Annotated in this window: 23 protein-coding genes; 9 read left to right on the top strand and 14 right to left on the bottom strand. The window is 40.2% G+C overall.

The genetic code is table 11. The annotated features are described in order from the left end of the window. Positions 1 to 84: 84 nt before the first annotated feature. The 4 genes from IGK82_RS00580 to IGK82_RS00565 form a co-directional block, all read right to left on the bottom strand. A complete protein-coding gene (locus IGK82_RS00580; RefSeq protein WP_016622152.1) occupies positions 85 to 549 on the bottom strand; it encodes a cytidine deaminase in 465 nt (154 codons plus the stop codon). Then, a complete protein-coding gene (gene deoC, locus IGK82_RS00575) occupies positions 518 to 1180 on the bottom strand; it encodes a deoxyribose-phosphate aldolase (RefSeq protein WP_430605132.1) in 663 nt (220 codons plus the stop codon). Before deoC ends, IGK82_RS00580 begins: the two co-directional genes overlap by 32 nt. A gap of 27 nt (positions 1181 to 1207) precedes the next feature. After that, on the bottom strand, positions 1208 to 2509 hold the full coding sequence (locus IGK82_RS00570; protein ID WP_002356165.1) for a pyrimidine-nucleoside phosphorylase: 1302 nt from the start codon (positions 2507 to 2509) through the stop codon (positions 1208 to 1210). Positions 2510 to 2649: 140 nt separating this feature from the next. Further along, positions 2650 to 3657: a substrate-binding domain-containing protein gene (locus IGK82_RS00565; RefSeq protein WP_002356164.1), complete on the bottom strand. Its 1008-nt coding sequence runs from the start codon at positions 3655 to 3657 to the stop codon at positions 2650 to 2652. 141 nt (positions 3658 to 3798) lie between these two features. Here IGK82_RS00565 and add point away from each other — a divergent pair, with 141 nt between their 5' ends. Continuing rightward, the gene (gene add, locus IGK82_RS00560; RefSeq protein WP_002356163.1) at positions 3799 to 4830 is read left to right on the top strand and encodes an adenosine deaminase; all 1032 of its coding nucleotides are present in this window, start codon (positions 3799 to 3801) and stop codon (positions 4828 to 4830) included. 32 nt (positions 4831 to 4862) lie between these two features. Here add and IGK82_RS00555 read toward each other — a convergent pair whose 3' ends face one another. Continuing rightward, entirely contained in the window at positions 4863 to 5471 is a 609-nt protein-coding gene (locus tag IGK82_RS00555; protein ID WP_002356162.1) for a class I SAM-dependent methyltransferase, read from the bottom strand. Positions 5472 to 5485: 14 nt separating this feature from the next. Then, complete coding sequence (locus tag IGK82_RS00550; RefSeq protein ID WP_002356161.1) at positions 5486 to 6073, bottom strand: SGNH/GDSL hydrolase family protein; 588 nt, start codon at positions 6071 to 6073, stop codon at positions 5486 to 5488. A gap of 154 nt (positions 6074 to 6227) precedes the next feature. Here IGK82_RS00550 and coaA point away from each other — a divergent pair, with 154 nt between their 5' ends. From coaA to IGK82_RS00530, 4 genes are all read left to right on the top strand, one after another. Continuing rightward, entirely contained in the window at positions 6228 to 7151 is a 924-nt protein-coding gene (gene coaA, locus IGK82_RS00545; protein ID WP_002356160.1) for a type I pantothenate kinase, read from the top strand. 311 nt (positions 7152 to 7462) lie between these two features. Beyond that, positions 7463 to 9025: a glutamine-hydrolyzing GMP synthase gene (gene guaA, locus IGK82_RS00540; RefSeq protein ID WP_002356158.1), complete on the top strand. Its 1563-nt coding sequence runs from the start codon at positions 7463 to 7465 to the stop codon at positions 9023 to 9025. 137 nt (positions 9026 to 9162) lie between these two features. Further along, positions 9163 to 9504: a hypothetical protein gene (locus IGK82_RS00535; RefSeq protein WP_016622153.1), complete on the top strand. Its 342-nt coding sequence runs from the start codon at positions 9163 to 9165 to the stop codon at positions 9502 to 9504. Between the two features lie 150 nt (positions 9505 to 9654). After that, positions 9655 to 10200, top strand: a complete 546-nt coding sequence (locus IGK82_RS00530; protein WP_002385445.1) for an ATP:cob(I)alamin adenosyltransferase — start codon at positions 9655 to 9657, stop codon at positions 10198 to 10200. 47 nt (positions 10201 to 10247) lie between these two features. Here IGK82_RS00530 and IGK82_RS00525 read toward each other — a convergent pair whose 3' ends face one another. Both IGK82_RS00525 and IGK82_RS00520 read right to left on the bottom strand, forming a co-directional pair. Beyond that, a complete protein-coding gene (locus IGK82_RS00525; protein WP_002410409.1) occupies positions 10248 to 11036 on the bottom strand; it encodes a PhzF family phenazine biosynthesis protein in 789 nt (262 codons plus the stop codon). A 1-nt stretch (position 11037) separates the two neighbouring features. Further along, on the bottom strand, positions 11038 to 12003 hold the full coding sequence (locus IGK82_RS00520) for an ornithine cyclodeaminase family protein (protein ID WP_002363484.1): 966 nt from the start codon (positions 12001 to 12003) through the stop codon (positions 11038 to 11040). A 97-nt stretch (positions 12004 to 12100) separates the two neighbouring features. On the opposite strand from IGK82_RS00520, the gene IGK82_RS00515 reads away from it, so the two are divergent. Continuing rightward, the gene (locus IGK82_RS00515) at positions 12101 to 13513 is read left to right on the top strand and encodes a PLP-dependent aminotransferase family protein (protein ID WP_002373794.1); all 1413 of its coding nucleotides are present in this window, start codon (positions 12101 to 12103) and stop codon (positions 13511 to 13513) included. After that, a complete protein-coding gene (locus IGK82_RS00510) occupies positions 13510 to 13953 on the top strand; it encodes a MepB family protein (protein WP_002356140.1) in 444 nt (147 codons plus the stop codon). Before IGK82_RS00515 ends, IGK82_RS00510 begins: the two co-directional genes overlap by 4 nt. Positions 13954 to 14002: 49 nt before the next feature. On the opposite strand, the gene IGK82_RS00505 is transcribed toward IGK82_RS00510, so the two are convergent. The 3 genes from IGK82_RS00505 to IGK82_RS00495 all read right to left on the bottom strand — a co-directional run bounded on the left by IGK82_RS00505 (position 14003) and on the right by IGK82_RS00495 (position 19433). Beyond that, a complete protein-coding gene (locus tag IGK82_RS00505; protein ID WP_016622154.1) occupies positions 14003 to 15271 on the bottom strand; it encodes a RidA family protein in 1269 nt (422 codons plus the stop codon). A gap of 428 nt (positions 15272 to 15699) precedes the next feature. Continuing rightward, a complete protein-coding gene (locus tag IGK82_RS00500; RefSeq protein ID WP_025194144.1) occupies positions 15700 to 18207 on the bottom strand; it encodes an EndoS/ChiA family endoglycosidase in 2508 nt (835 codons plus the stop codon). 209 nt (positions 18208 to 18416) lie between these two features. Beyond that, positions 18417 to 19433 (bottom strand): NADP-dependent oxidoreductase, encoded by a 1017-nt coding sequence (locus tag IGK82_RS00495; RefSeq protein WP_016622157.1) that lies wholly within the window; start codon positions 19431 to 19433, stop codon positions 18417 to 18419. Positions 19434 to 19612: 179 nt separating this feature from the next. On the opposite strand from IGK82_RS00495, the gene IGK82_RS00490 reads away from it, so the two are divergent. Both IGK82_RS00490 and IGK82_RS00485 read left to right on the top strand, forming a co-directional pair. Further along, the gene (locus IGK82_RS00490) at positions 19613 to 19948 is read left to right on the top strand and encodes an ArsR/SmtB family transcription factor (protein WP_002359261.1); all 336 of its coding nucleotides are present in this window, start codon (positions 19613 to 19615) and stop codon (positions 19946 to 19948) included. Then, the gene (locus IGK82_RS00485) at positions 19945 to 20625 is read left to right on the top strand and encodes a type 1 glutamine amidotransferase domain-containing protein (protein ID WP_002414088.1); all 681 of its coding nucleotides are present in this window, start codon (positions 19945 to 19947) and stop codon (positions 20623 to 20625) included. The genes IGK82_RS00490 and IGK82_RS00485 overlap by 4 nt, the downstream gene beginning before the upstream one ends. A 90-nt stretch (positions 20626 to 20715) precedes the next feature. Here the strand turns inward: IGK82_RS00485 and IGK82_RS00480 are convergent, their stop codons facing one another. The 3 genes from IGK82_RS00480 to arcC are packed head-to-tail and all read right to left on the bottom strand — an operon-like array spanning position 20716 to position 23864. Continuing rightward, entirely contained in the window at positions 20716 to 22167 is a 1452-nt protein-coding gene (locus IGK82_RS00480) for a YfcC family protein (RefSeq protein ID WP_002356134.1), read from the bottom strand. Between the two features lie 47 nt (positions 22168 to 22214). Continuing rightward, the gene (locus IGK82_RS00475; RefSeq protein WP_002356133.1) at positions 22215 to 22907 is read right to left on the bottom strand and encodes a Crp/Fnr family transcriptional regulator; all 693 of its coding nucleotides are present in this window, start codon (positions 22905 to 22907) and stop codon (positions 22215 to 22217) included. Positions 22908 to 22931: 24 nt separating this feature from the next. Then, the gene (arcC, locus tag IGK82_RS00470; RefSeq protein ID WP_002356132.1) at positions 22932 to 23864 is read right to left on the bottom strand and encodes a carbamate kinase; all 933 of its coding nucleotides are present in this window, start codon (positions 23862 to 23864) and stop codon (positions 22932 to 22934) included. Positions 23865 to 23882: the final 18 nt, after the last annotated feature.

The following is a 23882-nucleotide window of genomic DNA, read 5'->3' as shown; positions in this document are numbered from 1 at the left end:
CCCCCTACTATTTTATCTATTATTTCATTCGCATTTATGCTATTGAAATCTACTTTGAGCCCAACGAAACCTTATGTCCTTTTTTTAAAAATCTTTATCTGTAAATGAATAGGGCAATAATGCCTCAACTGTCATTGTTTTAGTCGCGCCATCTTTACCAACTAGCGTGACCGGCATTTGTGGATCAAAGAATTCAGCCATTACTTGACGACAAGCGCCACATGGAGAAATGGGTGCCTCTGTATTACCTGCTACAACTAAATGTTGGAAGGTCCGTTCATCTTCTGAAATGGCTTTAAAAATCGCCGTTCTTTCTGCACAATTTGTTAAACCAAAGGAGGCATTTTCAATGTTGACTCCTTGATACATTTTCCCGTCTGCAGTCACTAAGCAAGCGCCCACAGGAAAGTTAGAATACGGTACATAGGCGTTTGCCAATGCTTCTACGGCACAATCAAGCCATTCTTGTTTTACTGTCATCTTTTTCGCCACACCTTCGTTTAATTTGAAATACGAATTAATACCCTTCGCCAGTTGCGCCAGAAACAATTGCTACACCCGTACTTGCACCGATGCGTGTTGCCCCAGCTTCAATCATTGCTAACGCTTCTTCTGCATTATGCACGCCACCAGAAGCCTTAACGCCCATGTCAGGACCAACTGTCTCACGCATTAAACGAATGTCTGCTACTTTAGCGCCGCCTGTTGAGAAGCCAGTAGATGTTTTAACGAAATCGGCACCTGCTTCTTTGGCTAATTCACAAGCTTTAACTTTTTCTTCGTCTGCTAATAATGCTGTTTCAATAATCACTTTGACTAACGCTTTTCCTTTGGCTGCATCTACTACGCCTTGAATGTCTTGACGTACGTAATCGTATTGTTGTGATTTTAATGCACCAATATTAATCACCATATCCACTTCATTCGCACCATTTTTAATTGCATCAGCTGCTTCGTATGCTTTAACTTCTGGTGTATTTGCCCCCAAAGGAAAGCCAATAACGGTACACACAGCGACGTCGGTATCTGCTAATTGCTCGCTAGCAAAAGCGACCCAACAAGGATTGATACATACAGAGAAAAAGTTGTACTCCTTAGCTTCGTCAATAATTTTTTGGACAGCGGCTTCTGTCGCTTCTGGTTTCAAAATAGTGTGGTCAATCATGCGGTTTAATTCCATGATGAGAATTCCTCTTTTCTTTTTGTTTTATTCCGTAATAATATCGTGAATCAAAATAGGCTCTTCGCCGGTTGGTCCAATTTCAATGTTTTTATAAAGCAATTGTTCGACTTCTGTCACGTCTTCACGATTGGCATAAATGGTTAGTAATGATTCGCCTTTTTCAACTGGGCTCCCTACTTTTTTGTGAAGTTTCAAGCCAACTGCAAAATCAATCGTATCTTCTTTCGTAGCCCGACCAGCGCCCAGCAACATTGCGGCAACGCCAATTTCATTGGCAACGATTTTTTGTACCACGCCTGTTTCTTTGGCAGGTAAATCAAATTGATAAGTTGCGGTTAATAATTTTTCTGGCTGGTCAACAACGGAACTGTCGCCGCCTTGATTTTCAATCATTTCTTTAAATTTTGCGAGCGCTCGACCGCTTGTTAATGCTTCTTCTAATAAAGCCCGTGCTTCGTCTAACGTCTCGGCTTTTTTAGCTAAAACAACCATCTGACTTCCTAAGACATAGCACATCTCCACTAAATCTTCTGGCCCATTTCCTTGCAAGGTCTCGATTGCTTCAACGATTTCTAAACTATTTCCGATAGCCTCCCCTAAAGGTTGTGACATGTCTGAAATTACTGCCATCGTTTGGCGATTTGCCAGTTTCCCAATGCGAACCATTGTTTCCGCTAATCGACGAGCACTTGCTAGGTCTTTCATAAAGGCCCCTTCACCAGTAGTCACGTCTAAGACAATCGCATCTGCCCCTGCGGCAATTTTTTTACTCATAATGGAACTTGCAATTAATGGAATTGAGTCAACAGTGGCGGTCACATCGCGTAACGCATAAAGTTTTTTGTCTGCTGGTGCTAGATCACCTGACTGACCAATTACTGCCACTTTTGTATCGTTGACCAATTGAATAAAACGTTCTTCTGTCAATTCAACTTTAAAACCAGGAATCGCTTCTAATTTATCCAACGTACCGCCCGTGTAGCCTAAGCCACGACCAGACATTTTTGCTACATTGACCCCGACACTAGCAACTAATGGCGCTAAAATAAGCGTCGTAGTGTCGCCTACGCCACCTGTAGAATGCTTGTCGACTTTGATTCCTTCTATAGAAGAAAGATCCACAATTTCGCCTGAATGGACCATTGCTAACGTCATTTGTGTAATTTCTTCGTCTGTCATATCTTGGTAAAAAACAGCCATTAAAAAGGCACTTACCTGATAATCTGGAATTGAACCATCTGTGTATCCGTTGATAATAAATTGAATTTCTTCGCTTGTTAGTTGATGCCCGTCACGTTTCTTTTCAATAATGTCTACCATTCTCATGAATTCGTTCCCTCCGATTTCCCGATAATGTATTATACAACAAAATCGTTCAGCTTTAAACCATTTAGTAAACCAGTTTACTATTATTTTTTTCTTGTGAAAACGCAAACAACACGAACATTCTATTTCTAAGCTGTTTTTTAAATCGGTTTTGTGCTTTTTCTAGCAATAAACGTCGCATCAAAAACTTTATTCGGAACTTTCCCTGTTGGATCTGCAATAGCTTCCACCAAAAATTTTGCTGCATAATAGCCAATATCAAAACTCGGCTGATAGACGGTTGTTAAACTCGGCACCAAATATTCGGAAATTTCCAAGCCATCAAAACCAACCACCGAAATATCGTCAGGAATTTTCTTACCTGCTTCTTCAATGGCTTGATAAGCTCCCATCGCCATTTCATCATTGCCACAAAAAATTGCTGTGATTTCTTCATTTTTCAAAACTTCTTTCGCCGCAGCATAGCCGCCATGCAAGTTCAATTCCCCAGCACAAACATAATGCGGACGAAAAGGTAAATTGTTGTCCTGTAACGCATGCTGATACGCCGTCACTCGTTCCGTTAAACGATAATAGCCGGCACTTTCACGCAACATGCCAATATGCTGATGCCCTTGTTGAATCAAATGATGGACCGCTTGATAAGCACCTTCGTACTCTTTAACGATTAATCGTCCACTATCTCGTGGATTAATCCCACGATCGACAAGAATGACAGGAATCGGATGTTCTCGTCGGTCTTTTAAAATATGATTTTCTGGCAAAACATTCGGCGTGGCAAAAATAATGCCATCCACCGACCGATGAATCAACTCGCTAACATATTGCATCGCTTGCTCGGAATCATGCTTTGAATTGCATAACAAAATCATGTAGCCTAACGAATTTAAATATGTTTCTACACCTTCAATCACTTTTGAGAAAAAGAAATCCGTCACATCTGGCACAATCATACCAATGGTTTTGGAATGACGGTTGATTACATTCGAAGCAAAGTAATCTGGTTTGTAATGATTTTCAGCGACTACCGCCAACACCTTGTTGCGGGTTTTTTCACTGAAACGACTCCCTTTATTATTCAGAATTTGTGAGACGGTTGTGACAGAAACACCAGCCATATCAGCAATTTCTTTAATCGTTAGTTTCATCGCGCCCCTCCCAACGTCTCCTTTTGCATTGACAGACATTTGTAGACGTGTTACAGTCTTCAAAATACTTATCGAATCTTTTACATTTTAACAAAAAAAAGACAAAAGAAATAGACTAAAAAGATTAAAAAACAAAAGAAAATGGAGGCTATTTTTTTCATGGAAGAATCCCGTGTCCGTCAATTACCAAAAATCGAGCTGCACTGTCACTTAGATGGGTCGATTCGACCAACCACTTTACGCACCATTGCTGAAAAACAAAACATTCCATTACCCCAAGACGAACAAGCCTTGAAAGAGTTAGTGGTTGCCCCTGAAAAATGCACCGATTTGAATGATTATTTAACTCGGTTCGACTTCGTGCTAACCTGTCTACAAACGGCCGAAGCTTTGCAAGCAGCGGCGTATGACGTGATTAGCCAAGCTGCAGAAGATGGCGTGGCATACATAGAGGTACGTTTTGCGCCTTCGCAACATACAGAAAAAGGCTTACGGTTACCTGAAATCGTGACCGCTGTTTTAACTGGCTTAAAACAAGGCGAAGAAGATTTTGGTGTAAAAAGCAATGCACTGTTATGCGGCATGCGGCATGACCAACAACAAGCCATAGAAAAAATCGTTCACTTAGCGCATGATTTCAGAGAGACAGGCGTTGTCGGCTTTGATTTAGCTGGCAATGAAGTCGATTTCCCTCCATACACATTTGAAGACGTATTAGCTTTAGCCAACCAATTGTCAATTCCATTAACACTCCACGCTGGGGAATGCGGCTGTGGCAAAAACGTCGCTGATGCTGTCACTTTAGGTGCTACTCGGATTGGTCACGGTATTGCTTTGAAAGATACACCCGAATACTTGGCGCTCTTAAAAGAAAAAAAGGTTCTTTTAGAAATGTGTCCAACTAGCAACTTCCAAACAGGCACCGTCAAAACATTGGCTGAATACCCTTTTCAACAATTTATAGAGGCTGGCTTAGCCGTCTGCATCAATACCGATAATCGCACTGTTTCAGATACTACGTTAACGAAAGAATTCATGAAATTGGCCACTTGGTATCAATTAAGTTATGACGAAATGAAGCAACTCACTAAAAATGCGCTTGCAGGTGCTTTTTTATCGCCAGACGAAAAAAAACTGTTGAACCAAAAAATTGATCAAGCATATCTATTCTAAAAAAGAACCTCCACTAAAGTGGAGGTTCTTTTTTACTCTGCTTCTTTAACACTTCGTAAAATATAATAGCCTTTGTCTTTTGTCACAATTTCAACATTGCCAAATACTTCAGCCATTTTCTTTTCTGCACTAGGTGCACCTTGTTTCTTTTGAATAACTACCGTTAGTGTGCCACCAACTTTCAACAACGGAAAAGCCCCTGTTAAAATGCCATGGACAACTTTTTTGCCTGCACGAATGGGCGGATTGCTAACAATCGCCGCGTAGGTCGTTTCGTTTAAGGTTTCATACACATTGGAAGAATGGATATCCACAGTAGTAATTTGGTTGCGTTGGGCGTTCATTTGAGCTAGCCCAACTGCCCGTTGGTTGACATCCACCATTTCCACCAGTCGACCAGTCGCCGCTGCTAAGGACAACCCAATTGGTCCATAGCCACAACCAACATCTAACAAACGGCCTGCTGGTAAATTTTCCCATTCAAAGGCATCAATCAACACACGAGAACCATAATCCACTGTTCCTCTTGAGAAGACCCCGCTATCGGTCGTAAACTGAAAGGTCCGACCACGTAATGGAAAAGACCAGCTTTCTAAATCATGTGCTAATTCTGGATTTTCTGTATAATAATGATTCGCCATTTTGTTCTTCCTATCTATGCTTGTTTTGGTTTTAGTCTACCTTTTATTTCTCGAACAATCAAGGCACCTAATAATTCATAGCCCACTTGTGAAAAATGCAAACCATCCGCTTGTAAAAATTCATCCGTTCCAGGATAAACAGTCATCGCTTTATACAAATCAATAACTGGCAAGTTATGTGCCGCTCCGACTTCTTGTGCAACCTTGACCAATTCCTTGATACGCGTCTGTGGACGTTCTGGACGTCTGCCACTATCCGCATATGGTGGCGTAATTAAAATCACCTTTTCTGAACCAATTTCGTGAATCATTGTTTCAAGGTTTTCTCTAAACGTGGCTACTGTTATATTTCGATCCAGTGACGCATCATTGGCGCCAAAGAAAATCACCACCTCATCAGGTTTCTCAATTAGCACTTCTTTATTTAATCGTTTTAAACCATCCTCTGTTGTATCGCCAGGCATTCCAGCATTAATGACAGCCACTTCTTCTAGACCCATCGCAGCAATATCCCGTTTCACTAAGTCAACAAGAACAGGTGAGACGGCTTCGTCTAAATAACCAGCAGTAATGCTATCACCAAATAATACAATTTTTCTCATGGCTTTTCCCCTCTTTTCTAACAGTTTTCTCTTTTCATGATACCATTTTCATCATAAATTGGCGAAGAAGGGAATTCTTTTGTAAAATCCTGTGTTTCCCTTGTGAAATTATGGTAAAATGTACAAAGATTGAACAGGGTTTGGTGGAGGAACAATGGACGATAAAATGAATTACTACCCAATTTCCAGAGAAGAATGGCATGGGTTTTATCATGACGGCAAAGCACCGTTAACCGAAGCAGAATTGGATAACATTAAAAGTGTGAACGACCAAATTTCACTAAAAGATGTACAAGAAATTTATGTACCCTTAACGCATCTTATTCATTTGTACATGAAAGAATTTGAATCGCTAACACTTAGCAAAGGATTATTCCTACATGAATATGTCTCTGTACCACCATTCATCATTGGAATTGCCGGCAGTGTCGCCGTTGGCAAAAGCACCACCGCTCGTCTTTTGCAAAGAATTCTGGCCCGAACGTTTAAACGAAGAAACGTTCAACTCATTACAACGGATGGATTTTTGTATCCCAATAAAGTGTTAGAAGAACAAGGAATTATGGACCGAAAAGGGTTTCCTGAAAGTTATGACATGGAGAAGCTAATTAATTTCTTAAACGAAGTCAAAAGCGGCAAAGACGAAATTAAAGCACCCGTCTATTCTCACAGTGTCTACGATGTTATCGAAGGCGAATATGAGTTGATTCAACAACCAGATATTTTGATTGTTGAAGGCATTAACACCTTACAGTTACCCGCCAATCAACAAATTTATGTGAGTGATTTTTTTGATTTTTCTATTTTTGTGGATGCCGATCCAGCCTTAATTGAAAAATGGTACTTAGAACGTTTTGGGGCCTTATTAGATACGGCTTTCTTAGATCCTAATAATTATTATTACCAATATGCAATTGGCAAACGAGAAGATGCTTTCGCCATGGCACGGAATGTTTGGAAAACCGTGAACTTACCGAACTTGGAGGAATATATCTTGCCAACGCGCGGACGTGCGGACATTATTTTGCATAAAACGGAAAATCATTTGATTGACCAAATCTATCTACGTAAATATTAAGGGTTGACGAGCTAAGAAATATCCTGTATCTTTTGTAGAAATATCCTTGAAAATTTTCAGCAGAATGCATGACTTTCAAGGAGTAAAATGTTTTAATAAGTATAGCTAGACAAAGAAGAGTACGGAACAAAAGTGAACCACTTTTTAACCGCCTGATTCTCGGCTGTTTAAAAGTAGCCCCTGCGGAATTAAGCCAAAATTTTCTAAAAATCGTAAAACAATTTTTGAAAATCCTTTCTTAATTCTTGGTGCTGACCACTTTTTAACCGCCTTTTCTTTAGATAAATTTAAATGGATAAGGGGTAATAGACGTGACTAACGTTGCCGATTTGACATCTGTCGAAAAAATTATTGTTTTAGACTTTGGTAGTCAGTTTAACCAATTGATTACTCGTCGTATTCGTGAATTTGGCGTATTCTCTGAGTTATTAAGCCACCGAACTACGGCAGAAGAAATTCGCAAAATCGCGCCTAAAGGAATCATCTTCTCAGGTGGACCAAACAGCGTGTATGACAAAGATGCTTTTAGCATTGATCCAGAAATTTATGAGTTAGGAATTCCCATTCTTGGCATCTGCTACGGTATGCAATTAATGACTCATAACTTAGGCGGAAAAGTAGAACCTGCCGCAAACCGTGAATACGGAAAAGCAGAATTAGAAATCCTTGGTGATGCGACATTATTCCAAGGAACACCTGCGAAACAAACCGTTTGGATGAGCCACGGTGATTTAGTAACAGAAATCGCTCCTGGATTCGAAAAAGTTGGGACAAGCAACGACTGTCCAATCGCTTCTATCGAAGATGCCAACCGCAAATTCTACGGCGTACAATTTCACCCAGAAGTTCGTCATTCAGAATATGGTAACGACTTATTACGTCACTTTGCTTTTGATGTGTGTGGCTGTACTGGTGACTGGAGCATGGAAAACTTCATCGATATGGAAGTCGCTAAAATCCGTGAACAAGTAGGCGATAAAAAAGTCTTACTTGGTTTATCAGGTGGCGTTGACTCAAGTGTTGTCGGCGTGCTTTTACAAAAAGCCATTGGCGACCAATTAACTTGTATCTTCGTTGACCATGGATTATTACGTAAAGGTGAAGCAGAGCAAGTAATGGAAAGTTTAGGCGGTAAATTTGGCTTAAACATTATTAAAGTAGATGCGAAAGAACGCTTCTTAAGTAAATTAGCAGGCGTTTCTGACCCTGAACAAAAACGTAAAATCATCGGTAACGAATTTGTGTATGTTTTTGATGACGAAGCAACTAAACTTGCTGGGGAAGAAGGCGTTTCATTCCTAGCACAAGGAACTCTTTACACAGACGTCATCGAATCTGGTACAGAAACTGCGCAAACAATTAAATCACATCACAACGTTGGTGGTCTTCCTGAAGACATGCAATTTGAATTAATTGAACCTTTAAATACATTATTCAAAGACGAAGTTCGTGCCTTAGGAACTGAACTTGGCATGCCTGATGCAATCGTTTGGCGCCAACCATTCCCAGGACCAGGATTAGGTATTCGTGTGCTTGGTGAAATTACAGAAGATAAATTACAAATCGTTCGTGATTCAGATGCTATCCTACGTGAAGAAATCGCAGCAGCTGGCTTGGATCGTGACATTTGGCAGTACTTTACTGTCTTACCTGGCATCCGCTCAGTAGGCGTTATGGGCGATGGCCGTACCTACGATTACACAGTCGGTATCCGTGCTGTGACTTCTATCGACGGCATGACCGCTGACTTTGCCCGTATCCCTTGGGATGTTTTACAAAAAATCTCTGTGCGCATCGTGAACGAAGTTGCACATGTAAACCGTATCGTGTACGATATTACTTCAAAACCACCTGCAACTGTGGAGTGGGAATAACAATCAACCCGCTAGAAAACCTATAAAATAGGTTTTCTAGCGGGTTTATTTTTTATTGGTCACACTTTCCTCCCACCATTCTCCATTTTTCCTTTGCTCCACCGCCCTCAAAGTCCTATAATTTAATCATAAGAATAGTGGCTATTAATAAAATTCATCAATTAAAAGGAAGCGATTTCAACATGTCAAAAGCAACTTTTCTTAAGTATGGTTTTGTTGTCCTCTTCATAGGAATTTTTTTACTTCGTGCCCAAAAATTTATTTCTGAGCCCCTTTCGTACCTTTTTTCGGGTATTCTTTTGCTTATTGTTGCGTATTTAATACTCGTGAAAAAAATGAACTTTTTCTCAAGTTTGCTCACTGTTACCGACCAGCCTTCTTCTACCCAACAACGATTAGGTCAACTTTCTGGTCTTGTCAGTTTATTGATTGGTTTACTTCTGGTAATTCTTAGCTTCATTTTCTTTCTCCAACCTTGATTCCCCCTTGACTCTCCCTTCACTCTTGGCTATGATTACCTTAGCAAGTACAATGGTGTACTGTGAACAGTCGAGCAACGGCGCTCAAAAAGATTGGCTTTCGTGCATTCTTTTTGAGCGCTTTTTATTTTTAGAAAGTAGGGAAATTGAATGGAAAAAATGTACCGCAGTCCGTATGAAGCGTACCCGTATCTATCTTCTAAACCAGAAGATTTACGATGTGATTTTGAATTAATGACTGATGAATTGGCCTCGATGACAGGTCTTCTACGAGGATATGTGCAACAATTAGACGTCCCTGAACAGCCTGCACTAACAGAAGAACTAGCCAAAATTTGCGAGTTAATCTACCATGTCAATCCAACGACCCGAACAAAATTAACAGTCACAGAGGAAGAAATAGCCTGGCTTTTGGAACGTGTCAATGCTATGAATGAACTGACATACGAAGAAAATCGTCCTTTTGTTTTACCGATGGGCACAATCTGTTCCTCTTATGCACACATTTTAAGAGCCAAAGCCAAAGATATTGTTCGTTTACTTTATCGCATGGACTATGGTGGTAAAAAAATTGATCCGCAGCTGTATGATGTAGTCAACTTACTCTCAGGTTACTTTTTCATGTTAGCTTTGTATCTAAATCAGCTCGAAAATGGTGAAGAAGTCCCCTTTGTTTCTCGCAACTATTCTATTTAAAAAGTACACCGACCGCTAACGATGAATTGCTAGCGGTCGGTGTACTTTTATACAGGCAAGTACGCTTCCCCTTTTGCAAATAGTTTAGCAGTACCACCAATAATGACTCGATTTTCTTTCACTTCACAAGTTAAAAAGCCGCCTCTTGGGGACACTTGATAGGCGGAAAGGGTCGTTTGATTGAGCCGTTTTCCCCAATAAGGAATTAAATTGGCGTGCGCAGAACCACAAACTGGATCTTCGTTAATTCTTAGTTTCGGGAAAAAAGTCCGTGAAACAAAATCCACCGAGTCTCCTGGTGCCGTTACAATGACTCCTACTCCTAAATCCAATGCTTTTAATGCAGAAAAATCTGGTGTGATTTTTGCCACTGTCTCTTCGTCTTTTAAGACAAAAAATAAATCGCGACCCAAATAAGCTTCATAAATTTTCGTGCCTAAAGCGGCTTCATACTCTGGCAAAATTGGAATCCTTTCCGGTAGGATATAAGGAAAATCTAGATAATAGTATTCCTCTTTTTTGGTCACTGCGAGCGGTCCACTTTGACTAGTAAAATGAAGCGTTTCTTCCGCAACGGAATAATAGTTAAATAACACAAAAGCCGTCGCTAATGTAGCATGCCCGCAGAGATCGATTTCTCGTTCCGGCGTAAACCAGCGCAGGGCGTAACTTTGTCCCTCTTTGACTGTAAAAGCAGTCTCTGACAAATTATTTTCAATCGCAATGTTTTGCATCACCGCTTCTGGCAACCATTTTTCCAAAACATAAACAGCGGCGGGATTGCCTTTAAAAACTTCCTCCGCAAAAGCATCGACAATATAATAGGGATAACTCATTTTATTTCTCTCCTTGTATTTTTTGATAAATGTATTCCGCGCAACACAAATCCTCAACTGCCAAGCCAACCGCATCAAAAATCGTGCGGCCTTTCTGCTCCGCCTTTAGTTTAACTTTGCCAGTCACTAATTCGCCGAGAGAACCTACAATTTTTTCAGCTGAAAAGGCACCTTCTGAAATCGGAATTAAAAGATCCCCGCTTTCTTTTAATGCAGCCGCATACTCATCTACAAACACTTGACTGTTTTTAACAAGGTCGCTTGTTAATTCTCTGGAAGTCGGCGTGAATGTACCAATTGCATTGATATGGGCATTCGGCAAAACGTCTTTTTCTTCTAAAAATGCGTCCTGACTGGAAGTTAGTGTACAGATAATTTCCGCTTCCTGGACGGCTTCTTGGACAGAAGAACAACCAATAAAGGTACATTCGGGGTAATTGTGCTGTTGCTTAGCGATTAATTTTCGTGCACGTTCTGCTGTGCGGTCATATATAAAAACCTTTTCAATCGCCCGAACGCTTTGTAGCGCTGCGAGATGAGATGAAGCTTGTTGACCTGCACCAATCAAAGCGATACTTTTTGCCTTTGGAGCTGCTAAATAATCGGTTGCCAAAGCAGAAACAGCTGCCGTGCGAAGCCACGTAATCGCATTGGCGTCCATCATCGCGACTGGTCTTCCAGTAGAACTATCAAACAATAAAATTTGACCAAGATGCGAGGCCAAATTTTTTTGTGGATTTTCTGGAAAAGCTGTAATGATTTTTGCCCCAAAAAAGCGATTTTTTCCTAAGTAAGCAGGCATTAATGCAAAAAGATTCTGATTTTCCCCATCTGGTAAAACCTCTACATGGCGCTCACTTTGCGAAATTTTTCCTTTTTGCAACTCTGCAAAGCAACGTTTCATCACTTGAATTGCTTCGGAAAACGACAATTGTTGAATAACCCTCTCATAAGAAATAATGTCCATCTGAATTCCTCCCTTTGCGCTATCATAAACCAGACAAACAATACACTCAATGTTATAATTGTATGGAATACAATTTTATAGAAAGGAAGTTCCCCTCATGCCGATTAATTCCTATGAGAACTATGCGTTGTCATGGCGCCCTGTTAAAGAACGTTTAACAAGACCTTATTACCAATCATTGGTTCAACAATTAGAAGCGGATATCTTATCTGGTGCACTTCAAAAAAATGTGAAATTGCCTTCGCAAAGAGAATTAGCTGATTACTTGGATCTGAATTTCACGACGATTGGTCAAGCCTATAAACACGCTATGGAAAAAGGCTTACTTTATACCAACATCGGTAGCGGCACTTTCGTTTCTCCCAACGCGTTTCACTCAATTACAATCTCTACCAACCAAGTAGCGGACCATCTAATTGATTTAGGGCTGGTTAGTTCCTTTGATATGTGTAATCAGCGGATTTTACCTTTTATTGAATCCGTTAGTAAAAATGCGGCCCTTAACAGTTTGCTAAATTATCGCGATCCTTTAGGTACGCACTTTCAACGAGCAACCGCTGCCGAATGGCTTCAGACACAAGGCGTTCGGACCAATGCCGAAGAAGTTGCCATTGTATCTGGTGTCCAGAATGGGCTGGCCGTGACGTTAGCCGCCGCTTTTTCTCCAGGTCAGCGGATTGCCGTAGATCGATACACGTATTCAAATTTTATTGAACTCGCCCAGCTTTATCATTTAGAAATCGTCCCGATTGGCTATGATTCCGAGGGGATGGACCCAGAGCATTTACTGCAAGAATGCAAAAAGAAAAAAATACACGGTATTTTCTTAATGCCTGCATGTAATAACCCGATTGGTTTCCAAATGTCTAGCGCCCGCCGAATGACTTTAGCTGAAATCATTCAGCAAGAACACTTATGGGTAATTGAAGATGACATTCATTCTTTTTTAACAACGTATGCACAGCAAGCAGTTTTACCAACGTTTCAAGAACTCTTACCTCAACAAACGATTTACTTAGCGGGGATGACAAAGTTTGTCTGCACAGGCTTACGCATTGCGTACCTTGTTTTCCCTCCGCTTCTTCGCCAAGAAATAGAGCGTGCGATTTTTAACATTAACGTTAAAACTTCTGGCTTTGATGCTGAAATTGTCACCCAAGTCTTACGCTCACCAGTTGCAGAAGAATTAGTGATAGAAAAATTGGCTTTAACAAAACAAGCCAATGACTTATTTGATACCATTTTTGGGTTAGCTAGACCTAGCAATCCTTTGCCGTACTACCGAACTATTCCCCTTTCTACCGAAAAAACGGCGCCGCAAATTGAACAAGAATTTCTCCAAAATGGGGTACGTCTTTTTCACTCGAGCCGCTTTACTGTGCAAAATCAGCCAGATGCTTTTTTACGAATTTCCTTGGCCTCCAATCAGCTTGAGGTATTGGCGAAAGGATTAACCATTATCCAAGAACTCTTACCGACATTAAACGAAAAGAAAGGACATTCCCTATGAATTCATTGCCAATACTTGAAAAAGCAGTGGGCGCGATCACCCTGCTTTCCGAAGAAAAACAAAATGCCGAATATGAAGGCTTTTTATGTCAAGTTAATGAATCGCAACAACTTATCCGCAGTCGTTTAGCCAAAAAAACGCCGAAAAAAGAAGGCTATTTTGCAGCCTTCTGGGAAAAAAATCAACAAAATCAGAACGAAGCCTTTGATGCAACGGAAGCCCCTGAAATGTTAGCAATTGTCATTGCTGATCAAGAAAAGCAAGGTCTCTTTCTTCTGCCGAAAGAATGTTTAATCCAACAAAAAATTCTCAAAACGAATCAACAAAAAGGCAAAATGGCGGCCCGTTTTTATCCTTCTTGGTGCCAAAACCTTAATCAAACCGCCAAAAAAACACAAAAATGGCAACTAGCTTACTTTACTGATTTATCTAAATACTAAAAACGTCAGCTGGCTTCAGAAGCCAGCTGACGTTTGTTTATTTTACTGTTTAGCCAATTGGCGGCGTACCTTCTGCGTTCCCAGCAATCGCTTCGATTTGAATCTGGGCACCTTTTGGTAAATCCGTCACACCAATCACTCTTCTGGCAGGCGTGCCTTCAGGGAAGTACGTTTGGTAGACGTCATCTACTACCGCCAGCTCTTCAATCTCTTTCACAAAAATATTCACTTTCACCAGATCAGCTAAGCTGTGATCCACACTTTCAATAATCGCTTTGATGTTTTCTAAACATTGCGTCGTTTGTTCCTTGATTCCGCCAGCGACTAACGCATTTGTTTTAGGGTCCAATGGTAGCTGAGCTGATAGATGGTTGTAATGAGAAAAAGCAACAGTTTGTGTCGAAAATGGACACTTCGGTGCGTGATCTGTATTATTTGCTTCAATAATTAATCCATGTCGATCTTCAATCGCTTGTGGTGGCGTACCATCTCCATGAGAAACCACCGCTTCTACTTGCACCGCCGCCCCCATTGGTAAATCAGCAACAGCAATCACTGTTCGTGCTGGCATGTAATTGACCGTACGCGCAATTCCTGAATCTGGGAAAAAAGCGGCATATACTTGATTGACAGCTTCTAGCTTAGATAAATCTTTTAAATAAATATTGACCTTCACAATATCATCAAAAGGCACATCAATACTGGTTAAAATGGCTTTTATGTTTTTCAAACATTGTTTTGTTTGCGTTTTAACACAGCCAGCCACAACTCTGCCCGTTTGAGGATCTATAGGCAATTGTGCAGACAGATTGTTATAGTGAGAAAACGCGACCGTTTGACTGGCTAGAGCATCAATTGGTGCCTGAACAGTCTGATTTGTTAATTTAATTAAATCCCCAGCTTGAGGTGCATTAGGGATAGTTCCTTCCCCATTTGAAACAAGTGCCTCCATTTGAACAGAAGCGCCTAACGGCAAATCTGTGACGGCGACCACTGTTTTAGCTGGATAATAATGGGTAAAAAAGGCCACATAGACCTCCTCAACTGCGGCAGCATCCCGCATATCTTTGACAAAAATGGTCATTCTGACAATGTCACTCATCACATGGTTGATACTTTCAACAACCGCTTGGATATTTTTCAAGCATTGTGTCGCTTGGGACCGAATGCCACCTTCTACCAATTGTCCAGAGGTTGGCTCAATAGGTAACTGTGCTGACAAATGATTATAGTGGGAAAATGCGACTGTTTGGGCTGCGAGAGGATGCTTTGGTGCACGCTCTGTATTTCTTGCTAAGACGATATTTTCATTACTCATAACTCTACTCCCTTTTTTAGCATTCCAACAAAAATGATTCCGCTTACATTTTTAAGCATTAAACTTCCAACAAGCTCCTTTTTATTTTCCTGCTTTTCTATTAATGGTGATAGCTTTCCACCACCACTTCTTTCAGTCTACAATAAGAACAGGAACATTTCAATAAGGCATTCCTAAATTGATTGTTGGCCCTCAAACAAATCTTCTTCCGTTAAAGAAGGCTGAGGTCGGGAAAGAACCGTTTAGCTCCGAGAAATAAGAAGAAATTTCCGAAAATTGCTCTTTAATTTTTGGAGAATTTCGGCTTATTTCCGAAGGAGTTGGTTCTGTTCCCGCCGTTTATCAGGTTTTGATCCTGGGACAAAAATCCAAAGTGATTTTTGTCCCAGGATCAGTCTTTATAGATAACTCGTTAGCTTTAACTAGTTTTATTTAACCACCATATACTCACGATAATTTTCCGAGAACGTATCCATTAGCGTATAAATTCGTTCAAAATCATAGTCACGACGAGGGTCATCATACCAAACACATTGAATACTTCCAATAATTGGAAGATTTGGGCTACCTGCTGGCACATCTGTAAATGCTTTTTTCGACATATTTGCTAAAGCATCATCATATTGATAAATGCCAGAATCAACATTGCCAGCTACCCAATACCACGCATCATTGGTATTAAAAATTTTGTGTCCTTTTTGAACAAAGTACTCAGGTTTGGCTACGTCATATCCGCTCCAACCGGCTGTCCAATAAGAAATAATAATCTCTGGGTCAAATGTACCGAAAGAATCGTCGCTGTTGTAATAAATGCCATCATTGAAGCTCATTGACTGCATGCCCGCATCTTTAATTATTTTAGCTAAATCATTCGCATAAGCGACAAAATCTTTGTAGCGCCCAGAAGATTGCAGTTTCGCCCAACCGCCTGTATCGACATCATTTGCATACTCATCGCCGCCAAAATTGAAAATTTCACTATGCGCGGAAAAATAAGCCACGTACTTACTGATAATCGCCTTTGTGAAATTCACTGCCTTTTGGTTCCCTAAATCTACTGTTCGTTTTGAGCCATCAAAAGCGGGATTTTTAATCGCTAGTTTTTCCATGGCCACTAACAAGGCATCCATATGTCCTGGACTGTTAATCACGGGAATGATGTTGATGTTGCGCGCTTTCGCAAAAGCCAACAACCGATCCATTTCTTTTTGTGTTAACGCGTTGCCATTAGGATCATTGTAATACGCGTTGTTGCCTCGTTGGATTGCTTTTGAAACCCGGTTGTGGTTGTATTTTTTACCATTCACATTGACCGACATATCATCCAAGATAAACCGTAAGCCATCATTTCCTAAAATTAATTGGACATCTGTGTACCCATTTTGACTGGCTTTGGCCACTAATTCTTCCAGTTGCTCCACGGAAAAATATTTTCTTCCCGCATCAATGGAAAAGACACTTTTTAAAGGTTGTGTTTGTTTCTCTTTTAAATTATCCAAAGCTGTTTGGACCTCCGTTTGCCAAGTAGTCACTTGCGCGGCTGTATACGTTTTTCCCGCAAGTTCTGTTGCGACTGTCTCTTTTGTTGTTTGTAGTGCTTGAATCGTTTCTGGTGTATAGCTTTCTGCCTTTTCAATGGCTGCAACTGCTTGATCCAACGCACGATATAAAGTGGTTAAGTCAATGGCTAACAGGCCGTTTTCTAATTCAGCATCATAGGTATTTGAAAGCCCTTGGCCATAATCGCCACCTAAAATAGCTTTATTCACATCATAAAGCGTCGTTGCTTGTGTCACTGCTTCTGCGGCTTTATTTTGTGCTTCAAGGTCTGTGTTGGCGTAGCTAATTCGTTTTAAATAGTGTTGCGCAGCCGCTTTCATCTCTGCAAGAGAAACGCCTTTACTCTCTGCAATGGCCGTTTTTGTCCAAAGTAAATTAGAAGGTTTTATCTGATTTAAATCGTCTTCATTATAGGTGCGACCATCGCGATCTAAGGCATAGAGGAACATGCCCCCTAAATTATTTTCATAAGAATAACGAGCTACTTTATACATGTTACTTTCCATATACGGCTCTTTTGTGTCATACCAGCGGTTGCGATCTTGCTCTTCTGGGAAAGTTAATCCTGGAACAAATCGTTCCCCATTGAGAACCGGACTTAAATTATTTAATGCTCGTTGCGTGCGTTGGTCATCGCTGCCATATTGTTGATACGCGAGAAAATCGAAACAGTCACTGACATCTTGTAAAGGTGGTAAATATTCTGCATTGGTATCATACAAAAATGGACGATCCGTTCCCGACTTCGGTCCAATGTATTTTGATAATGCACGAATGACACCATTAGATAGAACAATATCTTTTTCACTTGGACGAGTTTCCATGTCAATATCTAACCCATCAATTCCTAAATCATCGACAAATTTGGTTAACAACTCTTTCGCATAAGCATCAAATTCTGCTTCTGTAGGCGTTGTTCCTGCATAAGGAACTTTTAATAGCTCGCTGTAATCAATCCCACGAACTAAACGAACACCTCGTGCATGCAGTGCTGGCGCATACTCATTTTTTAACGTATCATAAAATGGCTGTGCAAGTGCTTCTTGTCCTTTTGGCACATAACTAAAGACATTCACAATGTCAATACCATAAGGAATATCGTGCATCGTTAGCCAATTTTCATCTGGCAATGTTGTATTAACTCCTTGCATCGTTTTGTCACGCCAAGCCCGATAATAAACCATAAAATGTTTCTCTTGGGTCGGCTCATTGGCTTGGCTGATCATTGGTTGATGAAACAGACTAAATAAGATAAACGCCAAGCCAACCAATAACGAAAGACCCAGCCAACTGACAATTGTTTCTCTGTTTTCTCCTTTTCTTGTCGATAAATTGTTCCCCACTTTGAACACCATTCCTTTCTGCACTCCGTTCATTTTTGTGTATCCACCTAAAAAGAAAGCGCATACACAACCATCAATAGAATAACAAAAAATAACGAATTTGCAAAATAGAAACTGGAAAAATGAGGATTTTCTATAAAAATCTTTTCCCGCCTAAAATCACTTTCGTTAGGCGGCGTTTAAATGTAAATTTTGAGACTTGCAAGAAAAACAGGCCTATTTTTCTTGCAAGTCTCCTTTACTTAGTCGTGATCAACATCGGCGATTTTCACAACAATTTTCCCTTGCGCTCGTCCTGTCAGTGAATAGTCCACCGCTTCTTGAATTTGGCTAAAAGGTATGACTCGGTCAATTATCGGCTGTAATTTTCCCTGTTCAATAAACTCAGTGAGTAAAGCTAATTGCTCGCCATCTGGACGCATAAACAAAAAATGATAACTAACATCTGTGGCTTGCTCCAATCGATGAATCTTGCGAGTAGCTATTTTAAAGGCCCATTGTTTCCAAAGCGGCAAGCCATACTCTTTAGCAAAACGTTCGTTGGGAATGCCTGACAATGTAACAACTTTTCCCTGAGGTTTAACCACTGAAAAAGCTTTTTCTAAGATTGTCCCCCCCATTGTATCAAACACATAATCGTAGTCGGATAAAACTTCTTCAAAATTTTGTGTCCGATAGTCAATCACTTCATCTGCTCCCAACGCTTGAACCCATTCTTTATTTCTACTACTCGTTGTGGTGGCAACGTAAGCGCCTGCTAGTTTTGCTAATTGAATCGCAATGGTTCCAATCCCTCCTGAACCTGCTTGAATCAGGACTTTCTGGCCTGGCTGTACATTCATAATATCATGTAGCGCTTGATAACTTGTCAAACCGACTAACGGAATGGCCGCAGCTTCTTCAAACGTTAAATTTTTCGGTTTCATAGCTACAGCCGCTTGATCCACTGCAATATATTCAGCAAAAGTTCCCACGCGATTTTTGGGTACTCGCCCGTAAACTGCATCGCCCAGCCTAAAATTTTGAACATTTTTTCCAACAGAAACAACAATCCCAGCAAAATCACTGCCTAAAATCAGTGGCATTTGATAATTTAAAAGCATCTTTACTTTGCCATCTTTTGTTTTTAAATCAATCGGGTTGATACTGGCAGCGATAATTTTGACCAAAACATCATTGTCATGAATGGTGGGTAAGGGCACCTCCTCGATTGATAATTCTTTTTGTCCGTATTTATGAATTAAAGCGGCTTTCATCATTGAATCTTTCCTCTCTTTCTATCCCTTTTATTGGTTTAAAAGTTTAAACCTTTAATCAATTAGTATCTTAACGAAAAATGGGATCCACGTCAAGTTTCAGCCCTCAGCGTATTTTATTGACAAAAAACACGAAAAATGGTTTAATCGTTTAAAAATACGAACCAAAGAGGCGAAAGAATATGAAAGAATTAGAAGGAATTCAAACAGAATTTACTGCGCTTAGTGATTTTTTAATCGCATTGGGTGATGAAAAACGCCAAGCAATTATTATTGCACTGTTAGAAGACCAGGCCTGTGTTGGCCGTCGTGTCACTGAGTTAACAGAGGCGACACAACTCTCACGTCCCGCTGTTTCTCACCACTTAAAAATTTTGAAACAAGCCAAATTAATTGATTGTCGCAGTGAAGGAACTAAAAATTATTACTCACTTTCTCACGATACCACCAAAATTGAGCAACTCCAACAACTATTGACCCACATTACGTCGATTATGCCAGGGAGGAAGCAAGCATGAAAAAAATTCTCGTGGTCCTCACAAACGTCTCCCGTTATCACGGCACCGAAGAACCAACGGGCCTCTGGCTAGGTGAAGCCACGGAGTTCGTGGAAGAAGTAACCAAAGCAGGATTTTCAGTTGACTATGTTAGTCCCCAAGGAGGCTATGTCCCTTTGGATCCCCGGAGTATGAAATATGTAGATTCATCCATTATGGCAGTTTATGAAAGTGCTGATTTTCAAGAACGAGCGCTAGCGCATTCCCTCTCTCTTGAAGAAATTGAGCCAGATGAATACGCAGCAATTTACTTTACAGGAGGCCATGGCGTTATGTGGGACTTTCCTGATAATCCTCAGTTGCAAGCAATCACTCGTAGCCTTTACGAACAGGGCAAGTACCTAACTTCTGTTTGTCACGGAATTGCTGGCCTTTTAAATGTCAAAGATGCGTCAGGAAATTATTTGATTGCAGATAAAACCATTACTGGCTTCACTACTGCAGAAGAAATTTTAGCCATGAAAAAAGCAGTTGTTCCTTTCTTAAACGAAACAATTGCCAAAGAACATGGTGCTACTTTTGCGAAAAAGCGTCCTTATAAAGAATTTGCGTATCAAGATGGCCGTATAATCACTGGGCAAAATCCTTTTTCTGTCCGCGCTGTCGCAAAATTGTTAATTCAACAATTATCAAAATGAAACAACAGCGACTACTTTTAGGTAGTCGCTGTTGTTTCATTGCTTCTTCTTTTTTCCGAAAGCCGAAGCCCTAACATAAAAAATTTTTGATTAGCTAAAGAGTAACATCGCGCCAATTAAGATAATTAGGTTAATTAAGCCTAAGACAATCATTGGTTTGGCCATGAATTTTGTCCAAGTGGCATATTGAACTTTGGAAATTTCCAAACCACCCATTACGACACCAGATGTTGGCGTGATCAAATTAATCAAGCCACAACCTGAAGCAAAAATCATAACCATCACTTCTGGACTTAAACCAATGTTTTTAGCTAACGCACCCATTACAGGAATAGAAACGTACGCTAAACCAGAAGTTGAAGGAATTAGGAAAGATAAACCTAAGTATAAAACAAAGGCACCGATGACAAATAAGACTGGGGAGAGTCCTTGTAATAAGCCTGCCGCTTTATCAAGGATAAATGAATCTAAATACGTTTTAGACATCAAAACAGATGCCCCGCGAGCAACTACGATAATTAAAACAACGGATAACATATCTTTGGCACCGTCGATAAATGCTTCAATGGTTTCTTTTTCAGTAAAGCGACCAATCAAGGCAGCAATGATCCCTAAAAGGAAGAACCACATCGCTAAGTCGCCAAAGTACCAGTCACCGAAACTGTTGCCTGTTAAAACAGACGTCCAGCCTTTGAAAATCGTCACTCCAAAGTCGTTCCATGGAATTAAGGAAACAATCATAATGACAAAACAGAAAGCGAATACCATTAAGATTTTTTTATGACGATTCGTAAATGGCATTTCTTTCGACGCTGCTTGTCCATACGTTTTTTCCATATCCTCTTGTTCTTGTAAAGATAAAATTGTTGAACCTTTGTCAGCCTTCACTTTTTTCGCATAACGCATCACAATGAAAATAGAATAGCTAGTAGAGGCCGCCCACAAAATAGCACCGACAATTAAAATAATTCCTGTATTCGGCTGAATGCCAATACCTCGCAACGCATCCATCGCTACCCCTGTGGAGAAAGGGTTAACCGTTGAACCGATAACACCTGATCCTGCACCCAATAGCACAGTACCCACTGCGACAAACGTATCAAAACCAGCGGCGACCATGGTGGCACTCAATAAACCATAAAAAGGAATTGTTTCTTCTGCCATTCCATAAGTCGAACCACCAATAGAAAATAAAATCATTAAAATCGGAATGATTTTCAATTCGTTCCCTTTTAACTTTTTAACGACTGATTGAATCCCTGCTTCAAGAGCCCCAGTTTGCGTCACAATATTTAAAAAGCCACCGAGTACTAAAATAAAAATATTAATTTCAATGGCATCTTTAAACCCATTGAATGGAGCCATGATAATATCCGATAATTTGGCCCCTACCACGTGGTCAACCATTTTGCCATCAATTTCTCTTGGGGTAAATGGCTGGCCATTTAGCAAGACCGTTACGATACCTAAAACAATTAAAATAATAAATAAAATACTAAAAGACGAAAGCTGTTTTTTGTTTTTCTTCTTTTTTTCTGCCATATCCTTTTATACAGGAACCTACTTTCCTGTATCTCCCTTCTCTATGATTAATTACTCAATCGATCAATAAAGAATGGCGTATCTAGAAAAGTTAAGAATTTATGACTGTAGCTAATACGGTTCATTTGGACTAATTTTTTCATAACACTGCTTGCTGTTTCCCGCGTAGTTCCACTCATTCGTGCAATGTCATTAATGGTAATTGGACAAGTAATTGCAACGCGTTCTCTGTTGTCAATTCGTTCTCCTAAATCATTTAATAACATCGCCAGTGATGTCACAATCCGTTCACATGCATCATTGGTTGTTCCTTTTTGGATTTTGATCATACTTTCTTTTAAAAGGACCGATTGTTCTTGAATCCAATGAATCAATTGCTGGGGATTATTTTGGAGAAAACGCTCAAACAGTTTAACTGGCACAAACACAACCTCAATATCCGTATAGGCAATCGCGGAGTCGTAATGAACCTCATCTTGAAACAGTCCGATTCTCGGAAAAAGAGCCTGCTTTTTCATAAAATGCAGATAGGAAAAATTACCACTGCGATCATTTTTTTCAATTTTAATGACACCTGAAACCAATAAAATTAAATGATTTCTCGGATCACCTGGATAAAAAAGGACTTGGCCTTTTTTATAGGAGCGAACGAAACTCTCGTTGCGCAATTCTGTTAGTTCTGATTCAGAAAAGTATTGAAAATCTTGATTATTTTTAGTGATTATTTTCTCTATCATCATCTTAATTCTCCTAAATACTATACTTTATTTTGTCACAACCGTTCCTACGATTTCATCGCCGCTCATACTTCCTAAGTTTTCCAAAGAAGTGATAATTGCTTGTTTATTGGGTTGGCTTTCTACAAACTGAATGGCGGCTTCAATTTTCGGTAACATACTACCTGGTGCAAAATGACCCGCTTGTTTGTATTCTTCCAACTCTGCTACAGTGACATTGGTTAATTGTTTTTCATCTGGTTTGCCATAATTAATGCACACATAATCCACGCCAGTTAAAATAACTAGTGCATCCGCATCTACTAATTCTGCTAGTTTTTCAGAAGCAAAATCTTTATCGATTACTGCTTCGACACCTTTTAATTCTTGTCCTACGACAGGGATGCCACCACCACCACATGAAATGGTAATTATATCATTTTTTATTAAGGTATTAATAGTCTCAGCCTCGTGGATGTCAATTGGCTTAGGACTTGGAACGACTTTGCGCCAGCCACGTCCTGCATCTTCTTTAAAAATAGCACCTGCTTGCATTGCTTCTTTGGCTTCAGCTTCTGTTAAAAATGGACCGATCGGTTTTGTTGGATTTTTGAATGCCTCATCTGCTGGATCTACGACCACCTGTGTTAAAACAGTAGCCACTTGTTTCTTGATTCCTGCTTTGTTTAATTCTTGATTAAGCGCATTGGACAACCAGTAGCCGATACTTCCTTGTGTCATAGCAACACACGTATCTAGAGGCATTGCTGGATTTTTTTCAGAATCAGCTGCTTGTTGTTGCAATAATAGATTTCCGACTTGTGGACCATTGCCATGTGAAACAATCAACCGATGCCCTTGTTTAATTAAATGAACTAAATAGGCAGATGTTTGAACTAATGCTTGCTGTTGTGCATGTGCGCTAGCATCATTTGAAAGGATGGCATTTCCGCCTAGTGCAACGACCATTTTTTTCCCCATTACAAATCCTTCTTTCCT

The organism is Enterococcus sp. AZ197, from assembly GCF_050556405.1.
GTDB classification, from domain to species: Bacteria; Bacillota; Bacilli; order Lactobacillales; family Enterococcaceae; genus Enterococcus; species Enterococcus faecalis.
This window is presented reverse-complemented; position numbering and strand designations above follow the sequence as displayed.